General features: G+C 40.8%; 26 protein-coding genes. 13 read left to right on the top strand and 13 right to left on the bottom strand.

Features of this window, described 5'->3' with window-relative positions; genetic code table 11:
- The first annotated feature begins 32 nt into the window (after window positions 1-32).
- The 4 genes from A6749_RS23250 (at window position 33) to A6749_RS23235 (ending at window position 4521) form a co-directional block, all read left to right on the top strand.
- A complete protein-coding gene (locus A6749_RS23250; RefSeq protein ID WP_066401122.1) occupies window positions 33-725 on the top strand; it encodes a response regulator transcription factor in 693 nt (230 codons plus the stop codon).
- The gene (locus A6749_RS23245; RefSeq protein WP_066397564.1) at window positions 722-1726 is read left to right on the top strand and encodes a sensor histidine kinase; all 1005 of its coding nucleotides are present in this window, start codon (window positions 722-724) and stop codon (window positions 1724-1726) included. Before A6749_RS23250 ends, A6749_RS23245 begins: the two co-directional genes overlap by 4 nt.
- 100 nt (window positions 1727-1826) lie before the next feature.
- Entirely contained in the window at window positions 1827-2588 is a 762-nt protein-coding gene (locus A6749_RS23240; protein WP_066397561.1) for an ABC transporter ATP-binding protein, read from the top strand.
- The gene (locus tag A6749_RS23235) at window positions 2578-4521 is read left to right on the top strand and encodes an FtsX-like permease family protein (protein WP_066397558.1); all 1944 of its coding nucleotides are present in this window, start codon (window positions 2578-2580) and stop codon (window positions 4519-4521) included. Before A6749_RS23240 ends, A6749_RS23235 begins: the two co-directional genes overlap by 11 nt.
- 124 nt (window positions 4522-4645) lie before the next feature.
- On the opposite strand, the gene A6749_RS23230 is transcribed toward A6749_RS23235, so the two are convergent.
- The 5 genes from A6749_RS23230 to A6749_RS23210 form a co-directional block, all read right to left on the bottom strand.
- Window positions 4646-4882, bottom strand: coding sequence for a hypothetical protein (locus A6749_RS23230; protein WP_066397546.1), 237 nt, complete (start codon window positions 4880-4882; stop codon window positions 4646-4648).
- Between the two features lie 67 nt (window positions 4883-4949).
- Window positions 4950-5183, bottom strand: coding sequence for a hypothetical protein (locus A6749_RS23225; protein ID WP_066397543.1), 234 nt, complete (start codon window positions 5181-5183; stop codon window positions 4950-4952).
- A gap of 43 nt (window positions 5184-5226) precedes the next feature.
- Entirely contained in the window at window positions 5227-5457 is a 231-nt protein-coding gene (locus A6749_RS23220) for a hypothetical protein (protein ID WP_066397535.1), read from the bottom strand.
- Between the two features lie 3 nt (window positions 5458-5460).
- Window positions 5461-5742 (bottom strand): hypothetical protein, encoded by a 282-nt coding sequence (locus A6749_RS23215; protein WP_066397532.1) that lies wholly within the window; start codon window positions 5740-5742, stop codon window positions 5461-5463.
- Between the two features lie 110 nt (window positions 5743-5852).
- On the bottom strand, window positions 5853-7847 hold the full coding sequence (locus A6749_RS23210; RefSeq protein ID WP_066397528.1) for an acetoacetate--CoA ligase: 1995 nt from the start codon (window positions 7845-7847) through the stop codon (window positions 5853-5855).
- A gap of 245 nt (window positions 7848-8092) precedes the next feature.
- On the opposite strand from A6749_RS23210, the gene A6749_RS23205 reads away from it, so the two are divergent.
- The 4 genes from A6749_RS23205 to A6749_RS23190 all read left to right on the top strand — a co-directional run bounded on the left by A6749_RS23205 (window position 8093) and on the right by A6749_RS23190 (window position 12711).
- On the top strand, window positions 8093-9157 hold the full coding sequence (locus tag A6749_RS23205; RefSeq protein WP_066397526.1) for a glycosyltransferase: 1065 nt from the start codon (window positions 8093-8095) through the stop codon (window positions 9155-9157).
- The gene (locus A6749_RS23200) at window positions 9154-10398 is read left to right on the top strand and encodes an AarF/UbiB family protein (protein WP_236719715.1); all 1245 of its coding nucleotides are present in this window, start codon (window positions 9154-9156) and stop codon (window positions 10396-10398) included. Before A6749_RS23205 ends, A6749_RS23200 begins: the two co-directional genes overlap by 4 nt.
- Window positions 10395-11411, top strand: a complete 1017-nt coding sequence (locus A6749_RS23195; RefSeq protein WP_066397524.1) for an NAD-dependent epimerase — start codon at window positions 10395-10397, stop codon at window positions 11409-11411. Before A6749_RS23200 ends, A6749_RS23195 begins: the two co-directional genes overlap by 4 nt.
- Before the next feature lie 196 nt (window positions 11412-11607).
- Window positions 11608-12711 carry an AbrB family transcriptional regulator gene (locus A6749_RS23190; RefSeq protein WP_236719714.1) on the top strand — a complete coding sequence of 368 codons (1104 nt, stop codon included), beginning with the start codon at window positions 11608-11610 and terminating at the stop codon, window positions 12709-12711.
- 92 nt (window positions 12712-12803) lie between these two features.
- On the opposite strand, the gene A6749_RS23185 is transcribed toward A6749_RS23190, so the two are convergent.
- The gene (locus A6749_RS23185; RefSeq protein ID WP_066397522.1) at window positions 12804-13331 is read right to left on the bottom strand and encodes a cupin domain-containing protein; all 528 of its coding nucleotides are present in this window, start codon (window positions 13329-13331) and stop codon (window positions 12804-12806) included.
- Between the two features lie 159 nt (window positions 13332-13490).
- Here A6749_RS23185 and A6749_RS23180 point away from each other — a divergent pair, with 159 nt between their 5' ends.
- Window positions 13491-13688: a hypothetical protein gene (locus A6749_RS23180; RefSeq protein ID WP_066397520.1), complete on the top strand. Its 198-nt coding sequence runs from the start codon at window positions 13491-13493 to the stop codon at window positions 13686-13688.
- A 53-nt stretch (window positions 13689-13741) separates the two neighbouring features.
- Here the strand turns inward: A6749_RS23180 and A6749_RS23175 are convergent, their stop codons facing one another.
- From A6749_RS23175 to A6749_RS23165, 3 genes are all read right to left on the bottom strand, one after another.
- Window positions 13742-14641, bottom strand: coding sequence for a TraB/GumN family protein (locus A6749_RS23175; RefSeq protein ID WP_066397518.1), 900 nt, complete (start codon window positions 14639-14641; stop codon window positions 13742-13744).
- Between the two features lie 87 nt (window positions 14642-14728).
- Entirely contained in the window at window positions 14729-16087 is a 1359-nt protein-coding gene (locus A6749_RS23170; protein ID WP_066397512.1) for an MATE family efflux transporter, read from the bottom strand.
- A 129-nt stretch (window positions 16088-16216) separates the two neighbouring features.
- Complete coding sequence (locus tag A6749_RS23165; protein WP_180321143.1) at window positions 16217-16570, bottom strand: hypothetical protein; 354 nt, start codon at window positions 16568-16570, stop codon at window positions 16217-16219.
- Between the two features lie 186 nt (window positions 16571-16756).
- Between A6749_RS23165 and A6749_RS23160 the strand changes: the two genes are divergently transcribed.
- Window positions 16757-17041, top strand: coding sequence for a hypothetical protein (locus A6749_RS23160; protein WP_066397508.1), 285 nt, complete (start codon window positions 16757-16759; stop codon window positions 17039-17041).
- A 30-nt stretch (window positions 17042-17071) separates the two neighbouring features.
- On the opposite strand, the gene A6749_RS23155 is transcribed toward A6749_RS23160, so the two are convergent.
- Window positions 17072-17869 carry a hypothetical protein gene (locus A6749_RS23155; protein WP_066397503.1) on the bottom strand — a complete coding sequence of 266 codons (798 nt, stop codon included), beginning with the start codon at window positions 17867-17869 and terminating at the stop codon, window positions 17072-17074.
- 175 nt (window positions 17870-18044) lie between these two features.
- Here A6749_RS23155 and A6749_RS23150 point away from each other — a divergent pair, with 175 nt between their 5' ends.
- Window positions 18045-19265: an MFS transporter gene (locus A6749_RS23150; protein WP_066397500.1), complete on the top strand. Its 1221-nt coding sequence runs from the start codon at window positions 18045-18047 to the stop codon at window positions 19263-19265.
- 144 nt (window positions 19266-19409) lie between these two features.
- Complete coding sequence (locus A6749_RS23145; protein ID WP_066397497.1) at window positions 19410-20138, top strand: protein-glutamine gamma-glutamyltransferase; 729 nt, start codon at window positions 19410-19412, stop codon at window positions 20136-20138.
- Here the strand turns inward: A6749_RS23145 and dcuS are convergent.
- Together dcuS and A6749_RS23135 are read right to left on the bottom strand one after the other, a co-directional pair.
- Window positions 20133-21722 (bottom strand): DcuS/MalK family sensor histidine kinase, encoded by a 1590-nt coding sequence (gene dcuS / locus A6749_RS23140; RefSeq protein ID WP_066401109.1) that lies wholly within the window; start codon window positions 21720-21722, stop codon window positions 20133-20135. The genes A6749_RS23145 and dcuS overlap by 6 nt on opposite strands.
- 51 nt (window positions 21723-21773) lie before the next feature.
- Entirely contained in the window at window positions 21774-22454 is a 681-nt protein-coding gene (locus A6749_RS23135; RefSeq protein ID WP_269085711.1) for a response regulator, read from the bottom strand.
- A gap of 237 nt (window positions 22455-22691) precedes the next feature.
- Here A6749_RS23135 and A6749_RS23130 point away from each other — a divergent pair, with 237 nt between their 5' ends.
- Complete coding sequence (locus tag A6749_RS23130; RefSeq protein ID WP_066397491.1) at window positions 22692-23957, top strand: dicarboxylate/amino acid:cation symporter; 1266 nt, start codon at window positions 22692-22694, stop codon at window positions 23955-23957.
- A gap of 78 nt (window positions 23958-24035) precedes the next feature.
- On the opposite strand, the gene A6749_RS23125 is transcribed toward A6749_RS23130, so the two are convergent.
- The gene (locus tag A6749_RS23125) at window positions 24036-25034 is read right to left on the bottom strand and encodes an ABC transporter substrate-binding protein (protein ID WP_066397490.1); all 999 of its coding nucleotides are present in this window, start codon (window positions 25032-25034) and stop codon (window positions 24036-24038) included.
- Between the last annotated feature and the right edge of the window lie 26 nt (window positions 25035-25060).

Below are 25060 nucleotides of genomic sequence, written 5' to 3'. Positions count from 1 at the left end.
CAATAGATTTCAGGAAAGTGTGGTGTAAGACAATGTTTAAACTGTTGCTGATTGAAGATGATGCGAGCTTGTTTCAAGAAATTAAAGACCGCTTATTGAGCTGGTCTTATGATATATATGGGATTTCCGATTTTAGTGAAGTGCTGCAAGAATTTACTGCAATCAAACCTGATTTGGTTATTATCGATATCCAGCTTCCGAAATTCGACGGGTTTCATTGGTGCCGGATGATCCGCTCTCATTCCAACGTGCCGATTCTATTTCTCTCATCCCGCGACCACCCTTCCGACATAGTCATGTCGATGCAGCTAGGTGCCGATGATTTTATTCAAAAACCATTTCATTTTGATGTGCTAATTGCAAAAATCCAAGCGATTCTCCGCCGCGTTTACAATTATAATACAGACCAAATCGAACTGAAAACCTGGTACGGCGCGGCCATTGATTATCAAAAAAACACGGTCACGAATGATGCAGGAACGGTCGAATTGACAAAAAATGAAATGTTTATTTTAAAACATTTGATTGAACAAAAAAATAAAATTGTCAGCCGCGAAAGCTTAATCAAAAGCCTATGGGATGATGAACGCTTCGTCAGCGACAATACGTTAACCGTCAACGTCAACCGGCTTCGTAAAAAACTAGACGCACTTGGTCTCGGACATTTTATTGAAACGAAGGTTGGACAAGGCTATATGGCAGTTGAAAAGGCAGAACCATTATGATCAAAAAATTTCTAATTGAGAGAAACAGCTGGATTTTTCTCTTTCTCTTACTTCAGCTGTTATTGCTTTTTATCGGCTATGTTGATGCAGCAATTCCGCTTACTTCCCTGCTCTATATTGTATTTCTGTCAGTCATCATTTTCGGAATGTTTATCGTCATCCGCTATCATAAAGAAACGAAATTTTATAAAAGCCTTGAAGAATGGGAAAATAATCTTGACTTAACCGTTATAGCCGATGCCGTTAGCCCATTTGAAAAAATTATTGAAGACAGTGTGATTAACCAAACGGAACGGCTGAAACAGAAAGCTGCACAAAACCAAACTGCGTTAGAGCAGGAAAAAGACGATTTGTTGTCATGGATTCATGAAGTAAAGACACCGCTTACAGCCTTGCAGTTAATGATCAATGATTTAGAAGATGGTCCTATTAAGGCGAAAATAAGCTATGAGTGGCTGCGGATTCACCACTTGCTGGACCAGCAGCTGCATCAAAAGCGAATCCCTTTCATGGAGAATGATTTATATATTGAAATGACGGATTTAAAGGTGTTAATCTTTCGAGAGATTAAAGCGTTACAGTCATGGTGTATGCAAAAAGGAATAGGCTTTGAAATAGAATTAGCAGCAGCTGAAGTGCTGACGGACGGAAAATGGCTGTCATTTATTATCAGGCAGCTTCTTACAAATGCCGTAAAATATAGCGAAGACTCGGATATTATGATTCAAAGCTTTGAACGGAGCGGGCAGACAGTTCTGACAATCGAGGACTTTGGACGCGGGATTAACCCGAAAGATCTGCCGCGGATTTTTGATAAAGGCTTCACGTCTACAACTGATCATCAAGATCATGCAGCCACCGGTATGGGCCTATATTTAGCAAAGAAAGCGGCCCGACCGCTTTTGATTAAGTTCGATGTGAAGTCACAGCCTGGAGCGGGCTCCATCTTCAGCTTAACTTTTCCTAAACAAAATGATTTTGTCCGTATAACCGGCATGTGACAAAAATGTCACATGCCTTTATGAATTGTTCGCCCAATCGAAGGAAGCCGTATGCACTCACTTTTATAATAGAACTATCGAAATAAGGAGTGTGTCTGACATGAAGATTTTAGAAGCAGCCAAGCTTTATAAAAACTATGGAAACAAATTTAATAAGCAAGAAGTGTTAAAAGGTCTTGATCTTACGATTGATAAAGGAGAGTTTGTCAGCATTATGGGGGCATCTGGCTCTGGGAAAACCACCCTTCTCAATGTCCTGTCTTCCATTGATAAAGTAAGTAAAGGGTCTATCAGGATTGAAGGCAGCGAAATTACCCAGATGAAGGAAAAACAGCTCGCGGAATTTCGCAAGAGTCACTTGGGTTTTATTTTTCAAGACTATAATTTATTGGACACTTTAACAGTTAAGGAAAATATCCTTCTGCCGTTAACCATCACGAAAACGGCAAAAAAAGAGGCAGAACAAAGATTTAGAGAAATAGCACAGGAACTAGGGATCTATGAAGTGAAGGATAAATACCCGAACGAAATTTCCGGCGGACAGAAGCAGCGGACTTCTGCAGCACGGGCATTTATTCACGAACCGAGCCTCATATTTGCCGATGAACCGACCGGAGCGCTTGATTCCAAGGCTGCTTCTGACTTGTTGAACAAACTGAGCCAGTTAAATCAAAAGCGGAATGCCACAATTATCATGGTTACTCATGATCCTGTTGCAGCAAGCTTTAGTAATAGGGTGATCTTCATTAAAGACGGTCAAATTTATACCCAATTAAATAAAGGCGAAGAGTCGCACCAGACTTTCTTCAAGGATGTTATGAAAACCCAAGGCGTGCTGGGCGGTGTGCAATATGAGCATTAAACACCTAATCTTTCGCAATTTGAAGAAGAATATTAAAAATTACTATCTTTATGTGTTTGCGTTGGTTTTTAGCGTTTCGCTCTACTTTGCCTTTGTCACCTTGCAATTCGACCCTTCGTTGGATAAAGCAGAAGGGTCCGTGAAAGGTGCAGCGGCGATCCGGACAGCATCTGTTCTGCTTGTCGGGATTGTTTCCATCTTCTTGTTGTATGCCAATACGATTTTTATTAAACGACGAAGTAAAGAAATTGGTTTATTTCAATTAATCGGGATGACCAAGAACCGAATTTTTCGCATTTTAACTGCCGAAAACTTTATACTTTATTTTGGGTCTTTACTTATCGGTATTTTGGTTGGTTTTTCAATTTCGAAGTTAATCATCATGATTTTATTTAAAGTAACAAATATTCATGCAATCGCTAAACTGCATTTTTCACTCGAAGCCTTAGTTCAGACGTTAATTGTATTTGCCGTTATCTACTTGTTGATCATGTTGATGAATTATCTGTTTATCAAAAGACAAAGCATTTTAGCATTGTTTAGGGTGGTTTCTTCTACTGAATCTAGAGTGAAGAAAATGTCGATCTGGGAAATCATTATCGGAGCTGCCGGTATCATCATGATTCTGTCTGGTTATTACGTATCCTCGAAGCTGTTCAGCGGGGACTTCAAGACGATGAATGAATTGTTTATGGCGATGATCTTTATCCTGGGTGCCGTTATTCTTGGTACCTACTTGTTTTATAAAGGGTCGGTTAGCTTTATTTTTAATATCATTCGGAAAAAGAAAGATGGTTATCTCAATATCAATGAAGTATTATCACTTTCTTCCATTATGTTCCGGATGAAATCAAACGCATTGCTATTGACGATTATTACCACCGTTTCGGCGCTGGCAATTGGACTGCTGTCGCTTAGTTATATCTCCTACTATTCAGCAGAAAAAATGGCAGAAAATAATGTTGCAGGTGATTTTGCTTTTACAAACGCAATGGATGCTAGGGAATTTTCTAAAGCCTTAACTAAGGCAGGAGTTACAATTACCGAGAGAAAAATCGAAGTGCTTCAGGTAGATGCTAATCTTAAGAATATATTAGAGTCTAATTTAGAAGAATTAAACTTTGATCCAGCGATCACGGCGATTCCGGTTATAAGTGAACATGCAGTCGAAATCAATGTTACTCCTGAAGAAGCGGTATTTACTGGTTATAGCGACCTCATGCAGAAATTTATGACATTTGCCGATACTGGAAAGATTGAATTAAAAGGTAAAACAGAGGTCATTCCCCTCACCTATTTAGGGTTAAAAAAGGAATTCGTCGTTTCCGGCTATTTCTCAAATTTCGGGCAGCCTGTTGCGATTGTTGACAAGACTATTTTTGATAGGCTGAAAAAGGATATAGATCCAGCGATTCAAAAGAAATCTCCCTTGTTTATTGGAATTAATTTGAAAAATGAGGAGCAAATCGAAAAAGCGAATGAGCTGTTTAAAGAGATAAAATTTATTGATACTGATTGGACGGAATCGCGGCTTAAGATTAGTAACGAGCAAAAACATGTTATGGGGCTCATGATGTTTATTGTAGGATTCCTAGGTTTAACTTTCCTTGTGACGTCCGGATGCATCCTGTATTTTAAACAAATGGGTGAAAGTGAAGAGGAAAAGCCGAATTATATGATTTTACGAAAACTTGGCTTTACCCAATGGGATTTGTTAAAAGGGATTCGCGGCAAGCAGCTCTTCAGCTTTGGGATTCCATTGGTGGTTGGCTTATCGCATAGCTATTTCGCGGTCCAGTCCGGCTGGTTTTTATTTGGGACCGAGGTTTGGACACCGATGATTATCGTGATGATTGTGTATGCTGCATTGTACTCGGTTTTCGGCTTACTTTCAGTACTTAATTATAAAAAGGTGATTCGGGAAGCACTTTAAGACCAGCTGAATAGTCTTTTTAATAATAAAACGGTCGCCAATACCAGTTGGTGACCGTTTCTTATTATACCAATAAACCCCTAGACCCTTCTCCCCCACCATGAAACAGAAGGATCCCCATGCATTAAATAATGCTGTTTTTGGCGGATGGGCTATCGGCGATGTCTGGGTCGATGACACTTGCGATTGGGATGTTTATAGGGGAAAAATCTCCGTTTTGCTCTCCAACGGCTTGGTTTCGTTTGTAAGAAAGAAATTCATCAATAGAAAGAAAAGAACCAACATTTATCACAGCCCCGTTATCCAGGGAATTGACCTTAAAGCCTAGTAAATTAACGGCTAATGGTGTAAAAAAGACCATGTTACCACTCCTTTAGTATTTTTCGTCGTACAGATTTCGAGCGATTACCGAAAGGAGATTTCACCCCTTATATTATGCTGTTTTTAACAGTAGGACTATCACTAATATCATTGTCAATTACGTTAGAATAGGTTAGTAATATGGGGGAGAAGTCTCCATTTTGTTCACCAATTCCCTGGCTCCGTTTATAGGAGACAAATATATCAAGATGTTTACTTGGACCTAAATTAACGATTGCGGAATGGTCGATGGAATTGATTTTAAAGGATAATAGATTAATATTGACCGGTCCAAAATACATATACCCGCCTCCCCAAAATAATGGATAAAGCGCCGAAAAGGATTTATTTTTTTAATTTAACTGAATATTGATCCACCACATCATCATCTAAAACATAATGAGAATTAAAAGGCCGAACGCAAAAGTCTGCATGTTGCTGGCCAAACCCTTGTGTTTTTTTAGCACTAACATTTCTTCCGACTTTCACAGTTGTTCCAAAAGAAATAGAACTCAAATGATCTTGGTTGTTTACCTTGAAATCGGCAATGGTTAAATTTATTGGTTTAAAAAACATGGTTTATTCATCCCCTTTATGAATAATATCCGGCATGGGAAGCCATTCCGATTCAAAGGATGATGCTGAGTCGATTTGATCGCGGTCGTCTACCATACTTCTCGTTCCTAAAAAACAGCTGCCGTCCCCCATATTCTGTCCCAGTCCCATGTTTTTCTTATCCGAATTATGCCATTCAGCCAATAAGTTGTTACCGACATTTATGGCAGAGGCATTTTCAAAAGAATTCACTTTAATAATATGGATATTAATATTAAACTGAGCAGGGATTGGTACTCGAGCCATCAACACCCTCTCCTTTCGCCTTTATTATTGTTATGTGCAAAAAATTGAAATTATGTACAATCAATGAAGAAGACAAAACAAACCGCCTGCAAATGCGGGCGGTTTCTTCATTAATCTTGAGTACTATCCATATTTTTTTTAAATTCAACGAAAAAATTTAGTGAGTCAGGATTGGCTAATGAACCTGCATTAACCGCCTTCTCCACTGGCGTCCCCATCAAAATCTTTTTAATTGGTACTTCTAGCTTTTTGCCGTTCAATGTATTAGGCAGCTCTTCAACTAGGAAAATTTCATTTGGGACATGGCGCGGCGAACAATTCTGACGAATCACTCCATTGATTCGTGCCTTCACCTCATCCGTAAGCACAGCCCCTTTCTTTAAGACAACAAACAATGGCATATATGAAAGCTCACTGGATATAGGAATATCCACTACTAAACTATCAAGTATTTCTGGAATGCTTTCTAAGGCACTGTAAATCTCGCTCGTTCCCATCCGGATGCCACCGCGGTTAATCGTAGCATCCGAGCGGCCATAAATCACCGCACTTCCTCTAGAGGTAATTTTAATAAAATCACCGTGACGCCAAACGTCAGGATACAAATCAAAATAGCTGTCCCTGTAGCGTTCGCCGTTTTCATCATTCCAGAAGAAAATTGGCATCGATGGCATTGGTTCGGTGATGACAAGTTCCCCGATTTCATCCATCAGCTCTTCACCATGGTCATCAAACGCCCTTACCGCGGCACCAAGTGCTCTGGCCTGCAATTCGCCAGCATGCACAGGCAATAATGGCGAGCCTCCGACAAATGCCGTGCAAAGATCGGTGCCCCCGCTTGTCGAGAACAGCCAGACATCCTCCTTCACATCTTGATAGACCCATTCAAAACCGCTGACAGGGAGCGGCGAGCCGGTTGACCCGATGCTTTTCAAAGCAGAAAGATCAAATTGTTCCCTCGGTTTTAACCCGGCCTTCATACACGCTGTTAAAAAGCTGGCACTTGTGCCAAACACAGTCATTTTCGAGGATTGGGCAAACTTCCAAAGCGTTTCATAGTTTGGATAACCTGGGTTTCCGTCATACAACAGAATGGTGGATCCCGCCAGGAGGCCGCTTACGACAACATTCCACATCATCCAGCCGGTCGTCGTGTACCAGAAAAAGCGGTCGTCTGCCTTTAAATCATTTTGCAGACCGCCCATTTTTAAATGTTCCAGCAGAATGCCGCCCTGACTTTGGACAATCGCTTTCGGCTTGCCGGTCGTGCCTGACGAATACAAAATCCAGAGCGGATGGTCAAATGGAACAGCCTCGAAACGAAGGACAGCACCTTCATTTTCAGCGACCACCTCATCCCATATCACCGCTTCAGTTAAACCGCTTACATTAGGATCATTATGTAAATAAGGAATAATAATGGTTTTTTCAAGTGTTATCAGCTCCGCCTGGATTTTCCCCACCATTTCCATCCGGTCAAAGTCCCTTCCTCCATAGCGGTAACCATCAATTGCAATTAACACCTTTGGTTCAATTTGTTTAAACCGGTCAATCACACTCATGATGCCGAATTCCGGCGCACAGCTTGACCAGATTGCACCGATGCTTGCGCATGCCAAAAAAGCGGTAATCGCTTCATGTATATTTGAAACATATGCAGCAACGCGGTCCCCCGGGCCGACACCTAATGATTTTAAATACGCGGCGATTGCTGATGTCTCCTTTTTTAATTCATCCCAGGTCAATTTTCCTTGCTTGCGTATTTCTGTTTCATAAATAATTGCAGCTTTACCTTCAGTACTTTGACGAAAAATATGCTCTGCATAATTCAACGTGGCCCCAGTAAACCACTTTGCACCAGGCATTCGTTTGTTAATTAATACCGCATCATATGGAGTTTTTGCTTGAACCTCATAAAAATGCCAAATTGCCGACCAAAATCCTTCAACGCTTGTTACGGACCATTGCCATAGCTCATCGTACGTTTTAAAATGAAGCCCCCTCGTTTCCTTGAGCCACGACATGAATTTTTTCATATTCGATCCAGCCTGCAATTCTTGGGAAGGCTCCCACATCAGCTTGCCATCCATTTTTTCAACTGTCATTGTTTAGTCCCCCATCCCCGAATTGTTGTCATCATATTTCGAAAAGTCTAATACTTACCATATACGATTTAAGAATGCTATTTTCCTTCTTTATTAGGAAAAAAATTTTCGTTCGTGGGTAGTCCACAATTTTTGGGAAATACATCACATTTACTGCCGTTTTGTCCATGCTCATGCAGCCAGCAAGGCATATTTTATTAGAACAGATGTGATCATTTGTAGTCATTAATGATAGGAGGATTTTTGTGGACACTGTCATGCATTTAAATTTAAGAGTGGATCCCACCCAGTATATTTCCCAAATTCGTGAAGTTCCAGGATACGACTATATTCATCTGGTACGACAGCCGAAGTATATGGTAGATCTCTCTCTTTTAAACAACAAAGTGTACTATCTTAGCGAAATTTTCTCGCCAAAGAAATTTGTAAAAAAGAACAATATCTCCCTTTTACATGCCCATCACGGACAATTAGGGATGTTGCTGCTGCCATTTAAAGATAAAACGAAACTCCCGCTTGCTACCAGCATTCGCGGCCGGGATGCCACGCTGGCAAATCAGCCCGTAGGTTATTTAGAGGGAATGAAACGGCTTTTTCGAAAAGGGGAAGTGTTTTTCCCGGTTTGTCAGTATTTAGCAGACCGTATCAATATGTGGGGCTGCCCACACGAAAAAATAAGGGTATTGTACGGCGGAGTCGACCTGAGTCAATACCATTACCGCCCGCCAACACAATCAGACTCACAAAATATAATATCCGTCGGCAGATTAATTGAAAAAAAGGGCCACCACGTCTTAATCCAAGCCTTTCATAAAATAAAGGAGAAATTTCCAAATGCTACTCTGACAATTATAGGTAGAGGTGATATGGAACAACAATTGAAATCTCTTGCTTCCCAGCTCCGATTGGGTGATTCATTTCAGCTCCTTCATCACCTTCCGAAAGAAAAGGTACGCGAACATATGGTGAATGCAGATTTATTTTGTGCCGCAAGCATTGTTGCTCCAAATGGTGATGTTGAAGGAATTCCTAATACGGTAAAAGAGGCGATGGCAACCGGAGTGCCTGTCATCTCGACCACTCATGCCGGTATTCCGGAATTAGTTACCCACGAACAAGAAGGGATTTTGGTTAAGGAAAATGATGCCGATGAATTGGCTCTTGCACTGGAGTTCATGCTGTTGAACCGGGACAAATGGGAAGTCTATACCGCTGCCGCACGTCAAAAGGTTGAGCAAATGTTTGATTTAGAAAAACAGCTGCAGAAGCAGGCGGAATTCTATGACGAGCTGTTAGGAGGATGGCGATGAGAAATTTTACTGGAGTTAAGAAGCAAAAATTAAAGAACGGTCAGGTTCATCGTTTCACCCCGAAGGATTTCCGATTCATTAAAGTTACAAAAGGCGAAAAAACATTAGAGATTGATAACCCGACAGACTATCCTCTTATTGGAATAGGTACACAAGGAGCTGTTTTTAAACTTTCGGAAGAAAAATGTGTCAAAATTTATGAAGATCCGGTACAAGCAAAAATGGAAGCAGAGGCACTTTTGGCTGGTCAACAATTATCATCTTTTCCCAAAATATATGAATCGGGTGAAAATTATGTCGTAATGGAGTATTTACAAGGGGTTACTTTAAAAGAATACCTTAAAAATGCTAGCTATATCCCTAAATCAATCGTAAGAGGACTGCTTACGATTTTACAAGAATTTAAAAAAGCAGGGTTTACCATGGTTGATGCCCCGCTTAGACATATCATTGTTCTTAAAAATAAAAAATTGAAAGCAATCGATCACGTAAATGCCTTTAAACGAGATCACCCTGTGCCATTAAAGTTATTACGGGATCTAAAAATTATTCTATTAAAAGACGCTTTTTTGTCCCAGGCAAAAAAGCTTGAGCCCGATACTGTTCGCGAATGGGAGAATTATTTTAGAAGAAATAAGTTTGATTTCCGGACTGCACTCATTAATTCCGGCGGTTCAGGAGAATCTGTAAAGGTTAGTCACATCGATGCCCAAAATCTAATTGGAAAAGGGCATCAGGGTGCAGTATTCCGCATATCTGAAACAAAATGTGTCAAAATTTATAGTAAAACAAATCATGCCGAACAGGAACAAGAAGTTCTATTATCCGGAAAAGAATTACCATTTATTCCAAAAGTATATGAAACCGGTGAAAATTATGTTGTAATGGAATTTTTGGATGGACCTGATTTAAATACGTTTTTAAAAAAGCAAACAAAATTGTCTGAGGCCATCACAAGACAGCTGCTGGAGATGTTAACGCAGATGAAAAAGTTTGGTTTCAAGCAAATTGATGCCCCTTTGCGCCATATCATTATTACTAAAAACGGATTTAAAATGGTGGATCACGTGTATGCTTTCGTCCGTGAACAAGAGCTGCCCCTAGAATTATTTCTTAATCTTCATGAACGAGGATTTTTAGGGACTTTTCTCGAGCATGTCAAGGTCATGGATCCGGAAACCTATAAAACATGGACAAAAATTCCGATTCCGCTTGATGGGAAAGGAACAGCTGCGACATGACGACTATTTTAGTTACTGGGGCGGCTGGCTTTATTGGCTTTCACTTGTCCAGACGGCTGCTATCGTTAGGCTATCAAGTGATTGGGGCTGATAATATAAATGAATATTACGATGTCCGTCTTAAAAGGGAACGGCTAAGGATTCTCAAGAATCACCCCCAATTTACCTTTTATCTTGTTGACCTGACGAATCGGGAGAATTTAAATCATTTGTTTGCGGAGAATTCGGTGGATGTTGTCGTGAACTTAGCTGCACAAGCCGGTGTCCGTTATAGTCTGGAAGATCCTCATTCCTATGTTCAGTCAAACCTTGTCGGCTTTATGAATGTGCTGGAGGCATGCAGACACTACGAGGTGAAGCATTTAATTTATGCCTCCTCTAGTTCGGTTTATGGTGCAAATCAAAATCTCCCCTACTCGACGAAGGATTGTGTCGACTTTCCAATCAATATTTATGCCGCCACGAAAAAGGCGAATGAGCTGATGGCGCATAGCTACAGCCATTTGTATCAGCTGCCTACTACTGGCCTCCGTTTCTTCACCGTCTATGGTCCATGGGGACGTCCGGATATGGCCTATTATACTTTTACGAAAAGTATCATCGAAGGTAAACCTATCAAAGTGTTTAACTATGGCGACATGGAAAGAGATTTCACCTATATTGATGATATTATCGAAGGGATCACCCGTTTGCTTGAACTGCCGCCTGAACCGCAGCCTCTTTTAGTTGATAAGATGAGTTCAAGCGGTGCTCCTTACAAGATTTATAATATCGGTAACAATAAACCAGTGAAATTAATTGAATTTATTCAAGTATTAGAAAGCCTGATAGGACAAAAAGCGATCATCGAATCATTGCCGATGCAGCCTGGAGATATGAGGGTCACATATGCTGAAATTGATGATTTACAAGCGGATACAGGCTTTTATCCGACTACCCCGATTGAAGAGGGCCTATCCAGGTTTGTAAAATGGTATAAGGAATGGAATAAGGAATGGAATAAAGCTGATTAGCCTGTTACGAAAGTTTCAAAATGTGGCGGATTTTTTTCAGCGAAATAGGGAGCTCTAGCAGTGATTCATCACCTAGAACAATGAATCCTTTCACAAGCGCTTTATGCGCTTTTTTCCATTTGCTGTATTTCTTTTTAAAATATATTTTTTACGTGATAAAATGAAATAAAGTTTTTTATAGACAGAAGGGTTATCATTGAAGAATTTAAATCTAATCGGTTTTTTTGTCACACTTATGTATGCTTTTATTGGCGGGCTTTTATTTTCAGCCTTACATACTCCGATTCCATGGCTTCTCGGTCCAATGACTGCGGTTTTTATCGGTTCGCGATTTGGCAGCATTTCATATAATTGGCCAAGCTGGATTCGCAATGCCGGCTTGATCATTGTAGGATATTCGGTCGGGCTTTCATTTACGAGAGAGGCTCTCTTTGTCGTCATCGGTAAATTGCCGTCCATGATGCTGATGACTGTATTATTGGTTTGTTTTTGTGCGGGGATTGCTTGGGTCGTCTCGAAACTGTCAGGTGTGGATTATCCAACCGTCCTTACCGGCAGTATTCCCGGAGGTCTGTCGCAAATGATTATTTTTGCGGAAGAAATGAAGGGCATAGACCTCACCACCGTTACGTTTTTGCAGGTGGCAAGGTTGATGATGATTATTTTCTTTGTGCCATTTCTTATTTTAGGACCATTTTTTAATCATTCAGCAGCTCCGGTGTCTGGCGATCCTGCAGTTTATAGCGTAGGAAATCCTTTGCAAGGGAATTTAAGCATTCTTTGTTTGCTTGGGGTTATTTGTGTTCTATGTGCTTTTATAGCAAAGAGGCTCAAATTTCCAACACCATTTATGCTTGGACCGATTTTAGCAACGGCAATTTGCAGTATTTCCGGTCTAGAGGGCCCCTCCCTGACTCCTCCGCTGTTGGATCTTTCGCAATTTATGATTGGCGGCTATATAGGATTACTTCTGCAGCCTGAGAAATTACACCATAAGGTACGGGTGATTTCACTTGCTTTGATCAGCGGGATGGTCATGATTTTAGGATCATGGTGCTTAAGCCTGATTCTTGTTTATTATAATCAGCTCACACCGTCCACTAGTTTTTTAGGGGTTGCTCCCGGTGAAATGGACCAGATGGCGATTCTGGCTCATGAAGTGAACGCTGACTTATCTGTAGTGACCGGGTATCAATTATTTCGCCTGTTTTTTATCTATTTTGCTGTGCCGCCGCTGCTTAGGTTATTTTTCTTGAAACGGCCAAGGAATAAGGGGGATCAGCAGGTAAAAACTTGTTAGTTCCGACCGAAAGCATCAGTCATTTTGTTACGCTCTTTTGCCCGTTTATGTAGTTATCACATCTCTTGGGCAAAAGAGCCGATTATTTTAATTTAGAACTCCGGTATTTCCTTGTATGCCATTTTCATGATTATCTCCCGGTGCTGCGGATATGTTTGCAGCAGCTCTGCTTGGGTAAACAGCTCGAAATCTTGAAAATCAAAACCTGGAGAAACCATGCAGCCTACCAAAGAGCATGTCCCTTCTTCCTTCACGGATGAACCGAAAATAGAGTTTTTCGGAACCAAGGCTTGAGGAACCTCGCCCTTTTCCAAATCCATTCCTAACTGGATTTCCTCATACTCCCCATTTTCATGAATGACATGTATCGTCAATGAACTTCCCCCATGGTAATACCATAATTCATCCGACTTCAAACGATGTAAATGAGAAATATCGTTTGAGGTTAGTAAAAAGTAAATGCTCGTATACAATTTTCTTCGGCCTTCGTATTGTACACTCAACTCTACGTCACTCACTTGCTCTTCTGACTCAAATGTCCTTTTATAATATCCGCCTTCCGGATGGGGAATTAACCCAAGTTTTGATGTCCAGTAGTCTAATTCGCTTATTTTCACCATTCAAAATCCTTTCATTTTTTTATCATTTATTATTATATCCGTAAAAATAAGCCCTTTTAAAAATTTTGGCTTATTTTGATAAAAAATAACGATGGACTATTTTTAAATCCCTGTTATAATGCAATATATGAATATATTACACTTACAAAGGTGGGCACTATGGGGAACACATGTAGATATGTTGTCAATGCTCTTGGTAAGGGTGGGGAAACATATTATACACAATGCAAAGATAAACATGAATTAAAAAAATGGATTACCGAAAACCAGGAAAAATTAATCATGCATGAGTTAAACATTACCGACAAAAACCAGCACCCATTATTAAAACTATTTAAACCTAAAAAATTATTTTAAATTGGAAGACGCCATTCCTTCTGGAACGGCGTCTAATTTATGTTTGATCTGTTTTATTTTATTACCTTTTCTACAACATAGCCATTTTCATTAAAATAAGTCAGCAGGCCATCTTTCCCTTCTAAATGACCGGCACCAACCGCTGCAAAATAAACGTCACCGCTCTTTAGATAGGTTTCAAACTTTTTCATCCACCGCTTATTTCTGTCCACAACAATAATCTGATTCTGCCTTTTTTCAAAATCGGTTATAGGTGTATCCTCTGCGGAGGGAATCTTCCCTTGTACAAAATCATCAAATAATTGCAAAAGCTGCTGCTTTGCTTCTTTTATCGGGGGAATTTCCTTAATCAATTGATCCGCTTCTTTTTCAGGATATGCCTGTTGAATTATTTCAAAATGTTCCTTCGGTGTTTCCAAGAATTTATCATTCACATAATAATTATTGGCAAGCTGCGATATTTGATGATCAACGCCATATTCGATACTTAAATCGGCAGTTTCAGCGTTTAGGAACTGGCTCACCACATACCAAAGCTTATAATCCTGGAGGGATTGATAATCAACATCATATTCCTTTGCTCTTTCCATGAGATAGGCTTGAGAATCCTTTGATAGATAATCATTTAACTTTTTGCCGTTTTCGAGTAGAAATACTTTATCATCAATAGACTTTTGATAATCCCCCCGATCAATCCCTTCACCGTCTGTTTCAGTCACCAAATATTGTGAATCCTTTAAAGCCTCTTTTATTTGCTTTGGAAAAGGATACATTTCCTCTTTCCCAATATGGATTGTTCCAAGTAAATACATATACTGATTGCCTTTGCTGATTTTATAAAACGGCCACTTTACATGAAGCTGCGGCTTTTCCTTCGCTTGATTAACAGACGAACAGCCAACCAAAGAAGCACTCGTAATAAGCGAAACAAGCAAAATCACAAAACGTTTCATGCTTTATTACACAACCTTTCTAATTTCCACAAACATCCAATTTGTCCACCCCAGGCATACAAAATGGGCAGTTTGTCTTTTGTGGTGTCAGGCACCAAGAGCAACGAATTTTCGTTTTTGGATGTAGAGGAGCCTGATGGATAGGGCGATTCCAGCGGCGAGAAGGCCGACGGTCAGGCCAATCCAGTATCCTCTGGCACCAAGCTGCGTGTAATGGGCGAGAACGTAGCCGACAGGCAGACAAATGGCCCAGTAGGCGAACAATGTCATAACGAAGGCTAGATTGACGTCTTTATACCCCCTTAAAGCAGCCTGGGCTGTTGCCTGTATAGCATCGGAAATTTGAAAAAACAGAGCAAATATTAGGAAATATGCCGTTAAGTTAATAACTGCAGCTTCATTGGAATAGAATCCTGCGACCTGGTAACGGAAGCCGACTACAAACAACCCGGTTACCACCGCAATCAACACCGCTAAAACAATCCCGAGCCAGCTATAGTCACGGGCGTCCTTATAGCGCTTTGCGCCCACTTCATATCCGACGAGTACGGTGAGCGCCATCGATATACTAATCGGGATCATATAGAGGAATGAGACAATATTTAACGCCGATTGATACGCAGCTACAGTTGTTACGCTAAACTTACTGATCAAAATAGTTACTACTGCAAACATGCTTGTTTCAAAGAAAGTCGATAGCCCCATTGGTACACCAATTTTTAAAATTTCCTTGCATCGTCCCCAAGAGAATTCCTTCATATTGGCAAATACCCGATAGGCGGCGAACGGTTCTTCTGCTTTCACAATGTAAGTGGTAAAGGCCAAAATTGCCCAGTATGTAATCGATGTCGCATAGCCTGCCCCTGCTCCGCCAAGCCCTGGAATTCCCCATTTGCCAAAAATCAACACATAATTTAAAAAGAAATTAACCGGCAGCGAGGAAATCATAATGACCATCACTACACGCGTTCTTCCTAAAGCGTAAATAAACGATCTCAAAACGTTAAATAAAAATAACGGCAAAATACCAAAACTTAATCCAATCAAATAGCCTCTGGCAGTGTTTTGAACTCTCCCCGGCAAACCCATCTTGCCTAAGAGCGGGTCGAGCAGAAACAAGCCAAAAACGATAATAATTGCAGTGATGAAAAAGGACAGATAAATTCCGTGCTTGACTATTGAGGCAACCTCATTACTTCTTTTTTCTCCGAAATACTGTGCAGCGATTGGTGAAACAGCAAGAAGGATGCCGCTCAGTCCCGTAAAAACCGGATTCCAAATCGATGAGCCAATCGCAACCCCGGCAAGATCCGCGGAATTATATTTGCCTGACATGATTGTATTGAAAAATACCATCGAAAACATGCCAAGCTGGGTAATTAAAATTGGTATTAACAAAACAAAAATTTGCTTTGTTTTTCCTTTTAATGAAAAAGTTTGATTCATGATTGACTGCTCCTTGGAAAATATGGTTCAAAATATCATTATAAGCTAAATTTGACCAATTTTCTGCAAAAAACTTTAAACAAACCCAAAAAGGCAGGAATACTCCTGCCTTATCCACTTTCAGAGGTTTTAATGTCCTTGACTATATGTGCCGTGTCCATGGTGATAGCCATGGCCGGGATAGTAGCCGCTATGGCCGTGGTGGTATCCGTGGCCCGGATAGTAGCCGCCGTGTCCGTGGTGGTACCCCATTCCCGGATAGTAGCCGCCATGGCCGTGGTGATATCCCATCCCCGGATAATAACCGTCGTGTCCGTGGTGGTACCCCATTCCTGGATACCCCCCTTGACCATGATGATAATAGTCCATACCCGGAGTCCCAGCACCAACATTTGCACCCATTCCAGGCATACCGGCACCTGCTCCAAGATTCATACCCATTCCAGGAAAACCGCCAGGCATTCCTATATTTTGTCTATCCATTATACATCTCCTCCTCATATGGTTGCACAATAGTGTATGTGTCCATAGTAAAAACGGAATAGGTGTTGGCCCATTTTAATAACCCCATGCTATTTTTAGTATTATTTTAAAAATATGTGACCGCTGTCACAACATCTTCCGCTGTGAATTTTTACAATAGTACCAAAGGGGGCAGGTGACACTCAGATGGAAAAATCATTACACGATTTCACAATTTTTGAAGATTATCGAAACAGGCAGGTTGTTTTGAATTATTATCAAGAGGATGACTTTTTATGGAAACGCGACGGCTTTCATTTTGAAACGATCCATGTTAAAGGCAAGATTCTATTATTTTTAAAAAAAGATGGCCGTACTGTTGAACTTCCACTAACAGAATTTACGGCTGCTGCTATTAATAGTGATTTTCAAAACTATTATATTTTTAAAAATGGCAAATGCCGATTGGAAATATATTTTCCGCATGGATAGAAAAACTGGGACCCGTAATCGGAATCCCAGTTATTTTTTCACCAGTTTGGATGGATTATTGATTTTATACAAAACAGGTTCTTCTACGATAAATTCCTCTTCCACATCTTTTCCTTTTGCCAATTTCTTCGCCACTATTTTGCCATCAAATTCAAGCATATCCCCAAGTGCCAGCTCAAACTTTTTCAGCGTTTTACTGTGGCTGCACCAGGAAAGTCCGACCTCAAGCGGTTCCTCTTGAACGATTATGACGTTTTCAAAGACAACGACCTCATCATTTTCCTCGTTGAAAGGATTGTAGGTCATTGCGAACTGCTTCACATTTGCTGTGAAATGGACCTTATCTACAGGCAGCTCTAATTTAGCGGCTTTTGTTTTTTTCGGCTTCTGTTCAGCTGGTTTGGAAGGTTTGGCCTCCTCTTTTTTGACCGCCTGCTTATCCTTAACATCCTCACCCTTAGTGTCTCTTGCTTTATTTGCTGCCGGCTCCTTTGAATCCTTTTCTTCTAGAGGCGTGATTAAGCTTTCTTTGCCGAAGCTAGCTTGCTGCATTTCCTTTAAAAAGGCTGGATGGATGCTGCTTAGCTTTCCATCCTGAAACTCGATGATAACCGTATTAAATTCAGCCGTATTCCCATATGTTTCATATCCTTTAATTAAAACCGGCTGTTGAAAACGGTGGTCTTTATACCAAAATTCCTTCTTTGCAGTGGACAGACCCCACTCCTTCAGCTTTTCCTTGAAGTGAGCCTCGTCACGAAATGTTTCATATTCATTCTTTGGCGGCAGATATTGTATTTGCTCCGATTGAGGTGCTTCCGTCGTCATTTTTCGCACACCCTTCTGTTTGTAGTTTGAACCTATTATAGCATGTTCGTGAATTGAAGATAAAAACGATAAAACTATTCTTTTTTTTATTTCATTATTTTGCAAAAGTTTTGCGTGCAATTATATTTTTTCCGAGTATAATAGCTTTGTATCTCATAAGAAAATGGTGGAAAACATGCGAACATATAATGAAAAAATTAGTATATATCATGGGATGGTCTCAACCATTGCGTTAAACTTGGCTAGTAACTATTTTCCGATATTCGCTATTTCCGTTTTAGGGGCCACCAACTACCAGGTTGGCTTAATCAGTTCCCTGCCGCCGCTGGTTGCGCTAATGGTAACGATTCCGGCCGCTATTCTATTAAATCGGCTGGAGCAGCAAAAGAAAACCGTTGCCTTGAATGCATTTGGTGCCAGGGCCATGTTTTTGCTATTGGTGGGCGTCGTATTTCTTCCCCCCTCTTATCAGGCATGGGTATTTTTAATCATCATTGCGTTAATGAATGTACCTGGGACCATTTCTACTATTGGGTGGCAGACCCTGATCAGCGGGATGATCAGCGAGGAACGAAGAGGGGCCTTTTTCAGTGACCGCAATCGGTTATTAACGATTGTCGGAATGGTGACAATGCTGGTAATTGGAATTGTCATGAAAAAGCAATCCGACAACGCGGCAGCCTATCAAATGTTATTCTTATTGGCATTTGGATTTGGACTAATGGAAATGGTTTTCTTGTTTAAGCATAAGGAAACGGTCCAGCCAAAAGCGAATAATGACGAAAAAAAATCGTATATGGACTGGTCGATTTTTAAGAATAGAAATTACAAATTGTTTCTCATTGCTGCTTTATGCTTTAACTTTACGTGGCAGATGGCATGGGGCTTGTTCAATATTTATAATGTCAAATATGCCCACGCGACGATTCTTTGGATTAGTATTTTCTCAGTTGGCAGCCAACTGGTGCAAATTTTCTCCTTCCCATTATGGAAAAAATGGGCTGAAAAGAAATCCAATACGCTGGTGTTCGTTTGGGTTGCGGTCGGAATGGCAACCGCGCCGTCTATGACAGTGCTTTCTACCAATCTTTATTATCTTACCTTTGTTCAAATGACATCCGGCTTTTTCGTATCGGGAACAACACTATTATTATTCAATCTATTATTAGAAAAGTCACCAAAGGAAACAAGGACCTACTGCATCACCACCTACAACGTCCTGCTCTCCTTTGTCGCCTTCATCGCACCGCAAATCGGAATCTGGCTCCTCGAAACCACCGGAATCCGCACATCCATGAACATCAGCAGCCTCCTCCGATTCATGAGCGCCGTCGTGTTCTTCGTGATGTATATGAAATCCTCCTCGGTGTCAGGCACCACCCGTGGACAAATGTAGCAATTTGTCCACATGAGGTGGACATTTGATTTGACCTCTTACTTTTAAATCTCCACAAAAGAATTCGCCTTTGGATAAATATTATCCTCCGTCCATTCATATTTTGTTTATAGTACCCAATTATCTAATCCGGAGGTAACATCTATGATTAGAATTAACCAGCAGATTGTAAAACCGGAGGACCTGTCACACGAGATTATCAGCTCTGAAGACAATATGATCATTAAGCAAATGGGCGCCTACCACCAAGTCTATCAATACCAAACTATTCAGCAATTAAAATTTGAACTAGAGTTTCGCTCCAATACCATGAAAGCTGCGCGGGAATTAAATAACAGCGGCGCAAAGTTTACCACATTTCGCTATGCTTTTCCAAATAAAAAGTATTGGGACCGGCTTGGCAATGGCGGTTTTCTTCTTAAACCTGAGATCAGCCCGTCCACCGCTATCCTCGATATCCTTAAAAATGGGAAATTGTATGCCTTTGAGTGTTCTACCGGAATTGCCATCGTCCTGTATATTGCCACCCTCTACTCCATCGGCAAATCCAGATTCGATTACTTATTCACCCGCCTCTATCTGATGGACTGGCAATTTGATGACGATCTCCCGGTTCATCAAAAAACAGGGAATGACTATCTGCCCGGGGATGTCCTCCACTTCAACAACCCTGACTTTGATCCGAAACAGCCGCATTGGCGCGCCGAAAATGTCGTTTATTTTGGCGATGACAAGTATTACGGCCATGGAGTCGGGATCCGTAATTCCAGCACCATCATTAACTTCTTAAATTCAAAAAGAAAGCCTGATCCGAAGACCTCAGCTTATCTTATGAACATGATTACCAGGCCCGATTATAAGGCATTCTTATAACTGTGTGTACGGGATGGTCACAATAAAGGTCGTCCCGCTTCCTTCTTTTGAATGCACTTCAATCGATCCATTTATTTTTCCTAAACTTTGCTTGACTAAAAATAACCCATGCCCACGGTCAGTCCCCTTCGTCGAGAAGCCTTTAGAAAATACTTGCTCCACAATCCCTTCAGCTATCCCGCCGCCTGTATCATGCACTTCCATCACAAGGACCTCTTCAAAATAATCAAATCGTAAAATAACCTTTTTTACCGGGCGTTCCTGTACCGCGTCCAAGGCATTATCAATCAGATTGCCCAAAATCGTTATAATTTCGTGGGTAATTTCTGGCCTTTCCGGTTTAGAAACACTGCCTTCGCCTTCGATCATCAATTCACAGCCATTTTCCCTGGCATAACTCAGCTTTCCTAAAATAAATCCAGCAAGTACAGGATCCTTAAAGCGGCTGACTACAAATTCAACCTCATTTTGCTGCTGATCGGCGACTTTTGCAATATAAGTAGAGACCGCCTGATAGTCCTTCATTTGAATTAATCCTGAAATTGCATGTAATTTATTCTTAAATTCGTGTGCCTGGGTACGTAGTGCTTCAGCATATTGCTTGACACCGGTAAGCTGTTCTGCAAGCAGTTTGATTTCTGTTTTTTCACGGAAGGTGGTAATTGCGCCTACAATTCTTTTATTTACCTTAACCGGAACTGAGTTTGTAATAATCGTAATGCCATTTAGTTCATGCTCTTGATCTAATAATGATATCCCTTTTTCTATCACTGCATCGAGCTGAAAATGAGACATGTATTCCTTAATGTTGGTCCCTATAGGCCGCCCATAATTACCCGCCTTATGGAACAGTCTCATCCCTTCCGTATTCACAAGTGTTATTGTCCCGGTTTGCTCGACAGCTAGGATTCCTTCCTTCGTCGATTGAAGCATGGCACTTCGTTCTTCTAACAATTTAGCAATTTCACTCGGCTCGAGCCCAAATAATATTTGTTTTACTTTTCTGGCCAGAAAAAGTGCACCGAGAATTCCAACAACTAATCCCGCACCGACACCAATATAAATATACATCCGCGCTTGTCCAATTGCCTTATTGACCTTTATCCACGAAATCCCGACAGCGACAGCGCCAATTTGTTTGTTATTTTGATCATATACAGGGGTAAATGCCCGCAATGACATTCCCAAAGTTCCTCTTGCAATCGAAACATGCTCTTTTCCGTTTAATACCGGCCCCTCATCACCGCCGACAAAGTGCTTCCCGATCTCGCTCTTGTTTGGATGTGATTTTCGAATACCGTTCATATCCATTACGACGACAAAATTAACCTTCGTCACGTGCTTAATTTCATTGGTGAACGTTTGAATCCGGTCTTCACCGTCATGAGTGCTGAGAGCATTGATGACAACCGGCGACCGCGACACGATTCGTGAAATGTCAGTTGCTTTCTCGGCCTGGCTGTTCTCAATCCTGTCTGAGATCCAAGTTGTTATTAACAGGTCGGTTACCAGTAACGACAGGACAAGGACTAAAATTACGAGCAAAATAATCTTTTTCTGTAATGTAAACCCAGATTTGCTCATCCATTTAAAAACTATCAGTATCACAACTTTTCCTCCTGAAGGAATGAATCCTTAATTCATTGCGTATCGGTTTACAGGTCTCCCTACCCCGCCATACTGGATATGAAGCTTCACTTTTCCTTCCTTTTCTAAATAATCCAAATAGCGGCGGGCCGTAATCCGGGCAATGCCGATATTTTCTGCCACTTCCTCTGCGGATACCGGTGTTGTCTGCTGCGAAATAAACATCAGGACTTTTGACAGCGTATTGGAATTAAGACCTTTTGGCAAACTTTCTTCCTCAGAGCCTTCCCGGCTGTTTTTAAAAATAATTTCGTCTAATTCCGTCTGCAAAATAGACTCTTTTTCAGCCAATTTGGTGCGATATTCCTTATAGGTTTCCATTGATTTTTTAATCCGCTCAAAGGTAAAAGGTTTCATAATGTAATCAATTGCCCCCTGCTGCAAAACCTGATGAATCGTATCGACATCATTTGCTGCGGTAATGGCAATTACATCTACGGACAAACCCTTGGAGCGAATCCCTCTTAGCATTTCAACACCGCCTAAATGCGGCATATATAAATCAATGATCGCAAGGTCCGGCCGTAATTCACGTACCAATTCAATTCCCTCTACTCCATTTGAGGCTGTCCCGATAATCAAAAATCCTTCAATTTTTTCAATAAACTGGCGGTGAACTTCCCTAACCATCGGATCGTCCTCTACTAAAATTACTTTAATCGGAAACACTCTATTCTTCCCCCGTCCCTTCTAGCAATCCAATTTAATTTTATAGAATGAACTCTATTATCTCAACATTTTTAATGAATCTGTACTATATCTTCATAGAATTCCTTTAGTTTTGTACTATAACAAAAGGAACAATAAGAACAATATGACCAAAATAACATCATTTTCTGAATTTTTATTATCATTGTTTCAGGGGAATGAAAACGTTGTCAAACTCAAACAAAGGGGCTAGAAAAAATGAGGATTAATTTTAAAAATTTAACCGTCCAAGTAATTTGTGGTATCATTCTTGGGATCGTCATCGGATTCCTGTTTCCGAAATTCGGGGCGGAATTAAAGTTCTTAGCTGATATTTTTATCAAGCTGATTAAAATGGTGATCGCGCCAATTGTCTTTTTCACAATTGTCATCGGTATTGGAAACATGGGAGATTTGAAAAAGGTTGGACGCATTGGTGGTAAGGCACTCATCTATTTCGAAATCATTACAACTTTTGCACTTGCAATTGGTTTAATCGTTGTTAATATTATTAAACCAGGTTCCGGGTTTAATACTTCTAACGTAAAAGGCGGCGATATTTCGCAATACACCACCGCAGCCAATGAATCAAGCCATGGATTTATCGATTTTATCCTCGGCGTCATACCAGATAATTTCGTTGGGGCAATGGCCAAGGGCGATTTGCTGCCAATTCTTTTCTTCTCTGTTCTATTCGGAATTGCCTTAGCTTCATTCGGTGAAAAAGGAAAACCACTTGTTCATTTATTTGAACAATTAACAGAGGTATTTTTCAAAATTGTTAACATCGTCATGAAATTCTCTCCAATTGCAGCATCTGGTGCAATGGCCTATACAATTGGAAACTTCGGGCTTGGTTCACTCGTTTCGCTTGGAAAGTTAATGGGTAGTGTCTACTTGACTATGTTCCTGTTCATCGTATTGGTCCTCGGTGCAGTGGCTAAGCTATATGGCTTCAATATCTTTAAATTTATTGCTTATATTAAAGAAGAAATCCTATTAGTACTTGGAACTTCTTCTTCGGAATCAGCATTGCCAAGAATGATGGAGCGTTTGGAGAAATACGGCTGCTCTAAATCGGTTGTTGGTTTAGTCGTTCCAACCGGGTATTCCTTTAATCTGGATGGTACAGCCATTTACCTCTCAATGGCGGCACTATTCATCGCCCAGGCTTATAATGTAGATATCACTATTTGGCATCAAATTACCTTAATGGGAATTCTAATGCTGACTTCAAAAGGTGCAGCTGGTGTAACCGGCTCCGGTTTCATTACTCTTGCTGCTACCCTTTCAGCATTCCCAGTGATTCCGGTTGAAGGAATTGCCTTATTGCTAGGGGTTGACCGGTTCATGTCAGAGGCACGCGCCATCACCAACTTAATCGGTAATGGTGTGGCAACAGTTGTTGTTTCTAAAATGGAAAATGAATTCCATCCGGATTCTGAAGGTAAAAGTGATAATAAAGACATGTCGATTAGTGCTTAGTAATAAAAAAGAAGATGTGCGGACAATGGAATCGCACATCTTCTTTTTTTATATTTTGGTGCCTGAAACAACTTTCTACTATTTAATATTTATAAACGAATCGGCTGGATTTACTTTTTGGTTGATGACGTTGGTATCTTTTAGCCAGCTGGCTACTTTGTCCCATGTCGCAGGGTCTTGGTAGCCGAAAGGTTGGTCTTTGGCGTCCATGAGCGGCAGAAGGATGTCTAAGCTTTTTGTTTCGATGTCTTTTTCTAGCGGTGATGATTTTTCCTCATGCTTCAATAGTATAGACAGTCCTTCTTCTGGATGCTCCGCTACATATTTTTGTCCTTTCGTGATCGCTGCCACAAACTTTTTAAATACTTCTGGCTTTTCTTTCAACCCTTTTTCACTGCCTACCATAACTAATTCATAATAATCCGGAACACCGAAATCAGCTGGGTTTAGCGTCCGCATTGGGTGCCCTTCTTTATCAAGCAATAATTTCTCATGATTGATATACCCGCCGATTAAAGCATCCGTTTTCTTCGTCGCCATTGCTGGAATCAGGTCCCAGCCGACATCGACCATTTTTACCTTCTTGGCATCACCGCCGGCTGCCTTCACCATCGTTTCAATAATCGCCTCATCCAATGGAATCGAAGGATAACCGACTGTTTTTCCGACTAAGTCTTTCGGCGATTGAATTTTAGCATTCGCAGGTACCATAACCTGATTTAACGGATGACGGACAATGGCTGCAAAGGATTGGACAGGGATATCCTCGCCCCGTGCCACAAGAACCTCCGGCTGATAGCTCATCGCCATGTCAATTTTTCCAGCAGCAACCAGTCTTAGTGGATCATTTGTATCAGCTGGCATCTCAATATTCACATCCAAGCCTTGCTCCTTAAAGTACCCCTTTTCTTCAGCAGCAAAAAGAAAAGAATGGACCGCATTTGGATACCAGTCAAGCATTAACGTGACTTTCTGCAGGCCCTTATCCTTTCCAGATGTTGATGCTGCCTCTTCCTTCCCGCAGGCTCCTAATATAACTAAGCATAGACTAAATATAATCAATAGTGTTTTTTTCATGAAAATGTACTTCCTTTCTCGAAGGT

Source organism: Neobacillus mesonae (assembly GCF_001636315.1).
Taxonomy (GTDB): Bacteria; Bacillota; Bacilli; order Bacillales; family Cytobacillaceae; genus Neobacillus; species Neobacillus mesonae.
This window is presented reverse-complemented; position numbering and strand designations above follow the sequence as displayed.

What these genes read in the sequence shown, in the direction of transcription:
- A6749_RS23250 (WP_066401122.1), top strand. Translation starts at nt 33, where the DNA reads ATGTTTAAACTGTTGCTGATTGAAGATGATGCGAGCTTGTTTCAAGAA.
- A6749_RS23235 (WP_066397558.1), top strand. Translation starts at nt 2,578, where the DNA reads ATGAGCATTAAACACCTAATCTTTCGCAATTTGAAGAAGAATATTAAA.
- dcuS (WP_066401109.1), bottom strand. Translation starts at nt 21,722, where the DNA reads ATGAGCAAATCTGGGTTTACATTACAGAAAAAGATTATTTTGCTCGTA.
- A6749_RS23245 (WP_066397564.1), top strand. Translation starts at nt 722, where the DNA reads ATGATCAAAAAATTTCTAATTGAGAGAAACAGCTGGATTTTTCTCTTT.
- A6749_RS23180 (WP_066397520.1), top strand. Translation starts at nt 13,491, where the DNA reads ATGGGGAACACATGTAGATATGTTGTCAATGCTCTTGGTAAGGGTGGG.
- A6749_RS23225 (WP_066397543.1), bottom strand. Translation starts at nt 5,183, where the DNA reads ATGTATTTTGGACCGGTCAATATTAATCTATTATCCTTTAAAATCAAT.
- A6749_RS23125 (WP_066397490.1), bottom strand. Translation starts at nt 25,034, where the DNA reads ATGAAAAAAACACTATTGATTATATTTAGTCTATGCTTAGTTATATTA.
- A6749_RS23155 (WP_066397503.1), bottom strand. Translation starts at nt 17,869, where the DNA reads ATGACGACGGAAGCACCTCAATCGGAGCAAATACAATATCTGCCGCCA.
- A6749_RS23170 (WP_066397512.1), bottom strand. Translation starts at nt 16,087, where the DNA reads ATGAATCAAACTTTTTCATTAAAAGGAAAAACAAAGCAAATTTTTGTT.
- A6749_RS23240 (WP_066397561.1), top strand. Translation starts at nt 1,827, where the DNA reads ATGAAGATTTTAGAAGCAGCCAAGCTTTATAAAAACTATGGAAACAAA.
- A6749_RS23185 (WP_066397522.1), bottom strand. Translation starts at nt 13,331, where the DNA reads ATGGTGAAAATAAGCGAATTAGACTACTGGACATCAAAACTTGGGTTA.
- A6749_RS23215 (WP_066397532.1), bottom strand. Translation starts at nt 5,742, where the DNA reads ATGGCTCGAGTACCAATCCCTGCTCAGTTTAATATTAATATCCATATT.
- A6749_RS23130 (WP_066397491.1), top strand. Translation starts at nt 22,692, where the DNA reads ATGAGGATTAATTTTAAAAATTTAACCGTCCAAGTAATTTGTGGTATC.
- A6749_RS23145 (WP_066397497.1), top strand. Translation starts at nt 19,410, where the DNA reads ATGATTAGAATTAACCAGCAGATTGTAAAACCGGAGGACCTGTCACAC.
- A6749_RS23175 (WP_066397518.1), bottom strand. Translation starts at nt 14,641, where the DNA reads ATGAAACGTTTTGTGATTTTGCTTGTTTCGCTTATTACGAGTGCTTCT.
- A6749_RS23220 (WP_066397535.1), bottom strand. Translation starts at nt 5,457, where the DNA reads ATGTTTTTTAAACCAATAAATTTAACCATTGCCGATTTCAAGGTAAAC.
- A6749_RS23150 (WP_066397500.1), top strand. Translation starts at nt 18,045, where the DNA reads ATGCGAACATATAATGAAAAAATTAGTATATATCATGGGATGGTCTCA.
- A6749_RS23230 (WP_066397546.1), bottom strand. Translation starts at nt 4,882, where the DNA reads ATGGTCTTTTTTACACCATTAGCCGTTAATTTACTAGGCTTTAAGGTC.
- A6749_RS23165 (WP_180321143.1), bottom strand. Translation starts at nt 16,570, where the DNA reads ATGGATAGACAAAATATAGGAATGCCTGGCGGTTTTCCTGGAATGGGT.
- A6749_RS23160 (WP_066397508.1), top strand. Translation starts at nt 16,757, where the DNA reads ATGGAAAAATCATTACACGATTTCACAATTTTTGAAGATTATCGAAAC.
- A6749_RS23210 (WP_066397528.1), bottom strand. Translation starts at nt 7,847, where the DNA reads ATGACAGTTGAAAAAATGGATGGCAAGCTGATGTGGGAGCCTTCCCAA.
- A6749_RS23195 (WP_066397524.1), top strand. Translation starts at nt 10,395, where the DNA reads ATGACGACTATTTTAGTTACTGGGGCGGCTGGCTTTATTGGCTTTCAC.
- A6749_RS23200 (WP_236719715.1), top strand. Translation starts at nt 9,154, where the DNA reads ATGAGAAATTTTACTGGAGTTAAGAAGCAAAAATTAAAGAACGGTCAG.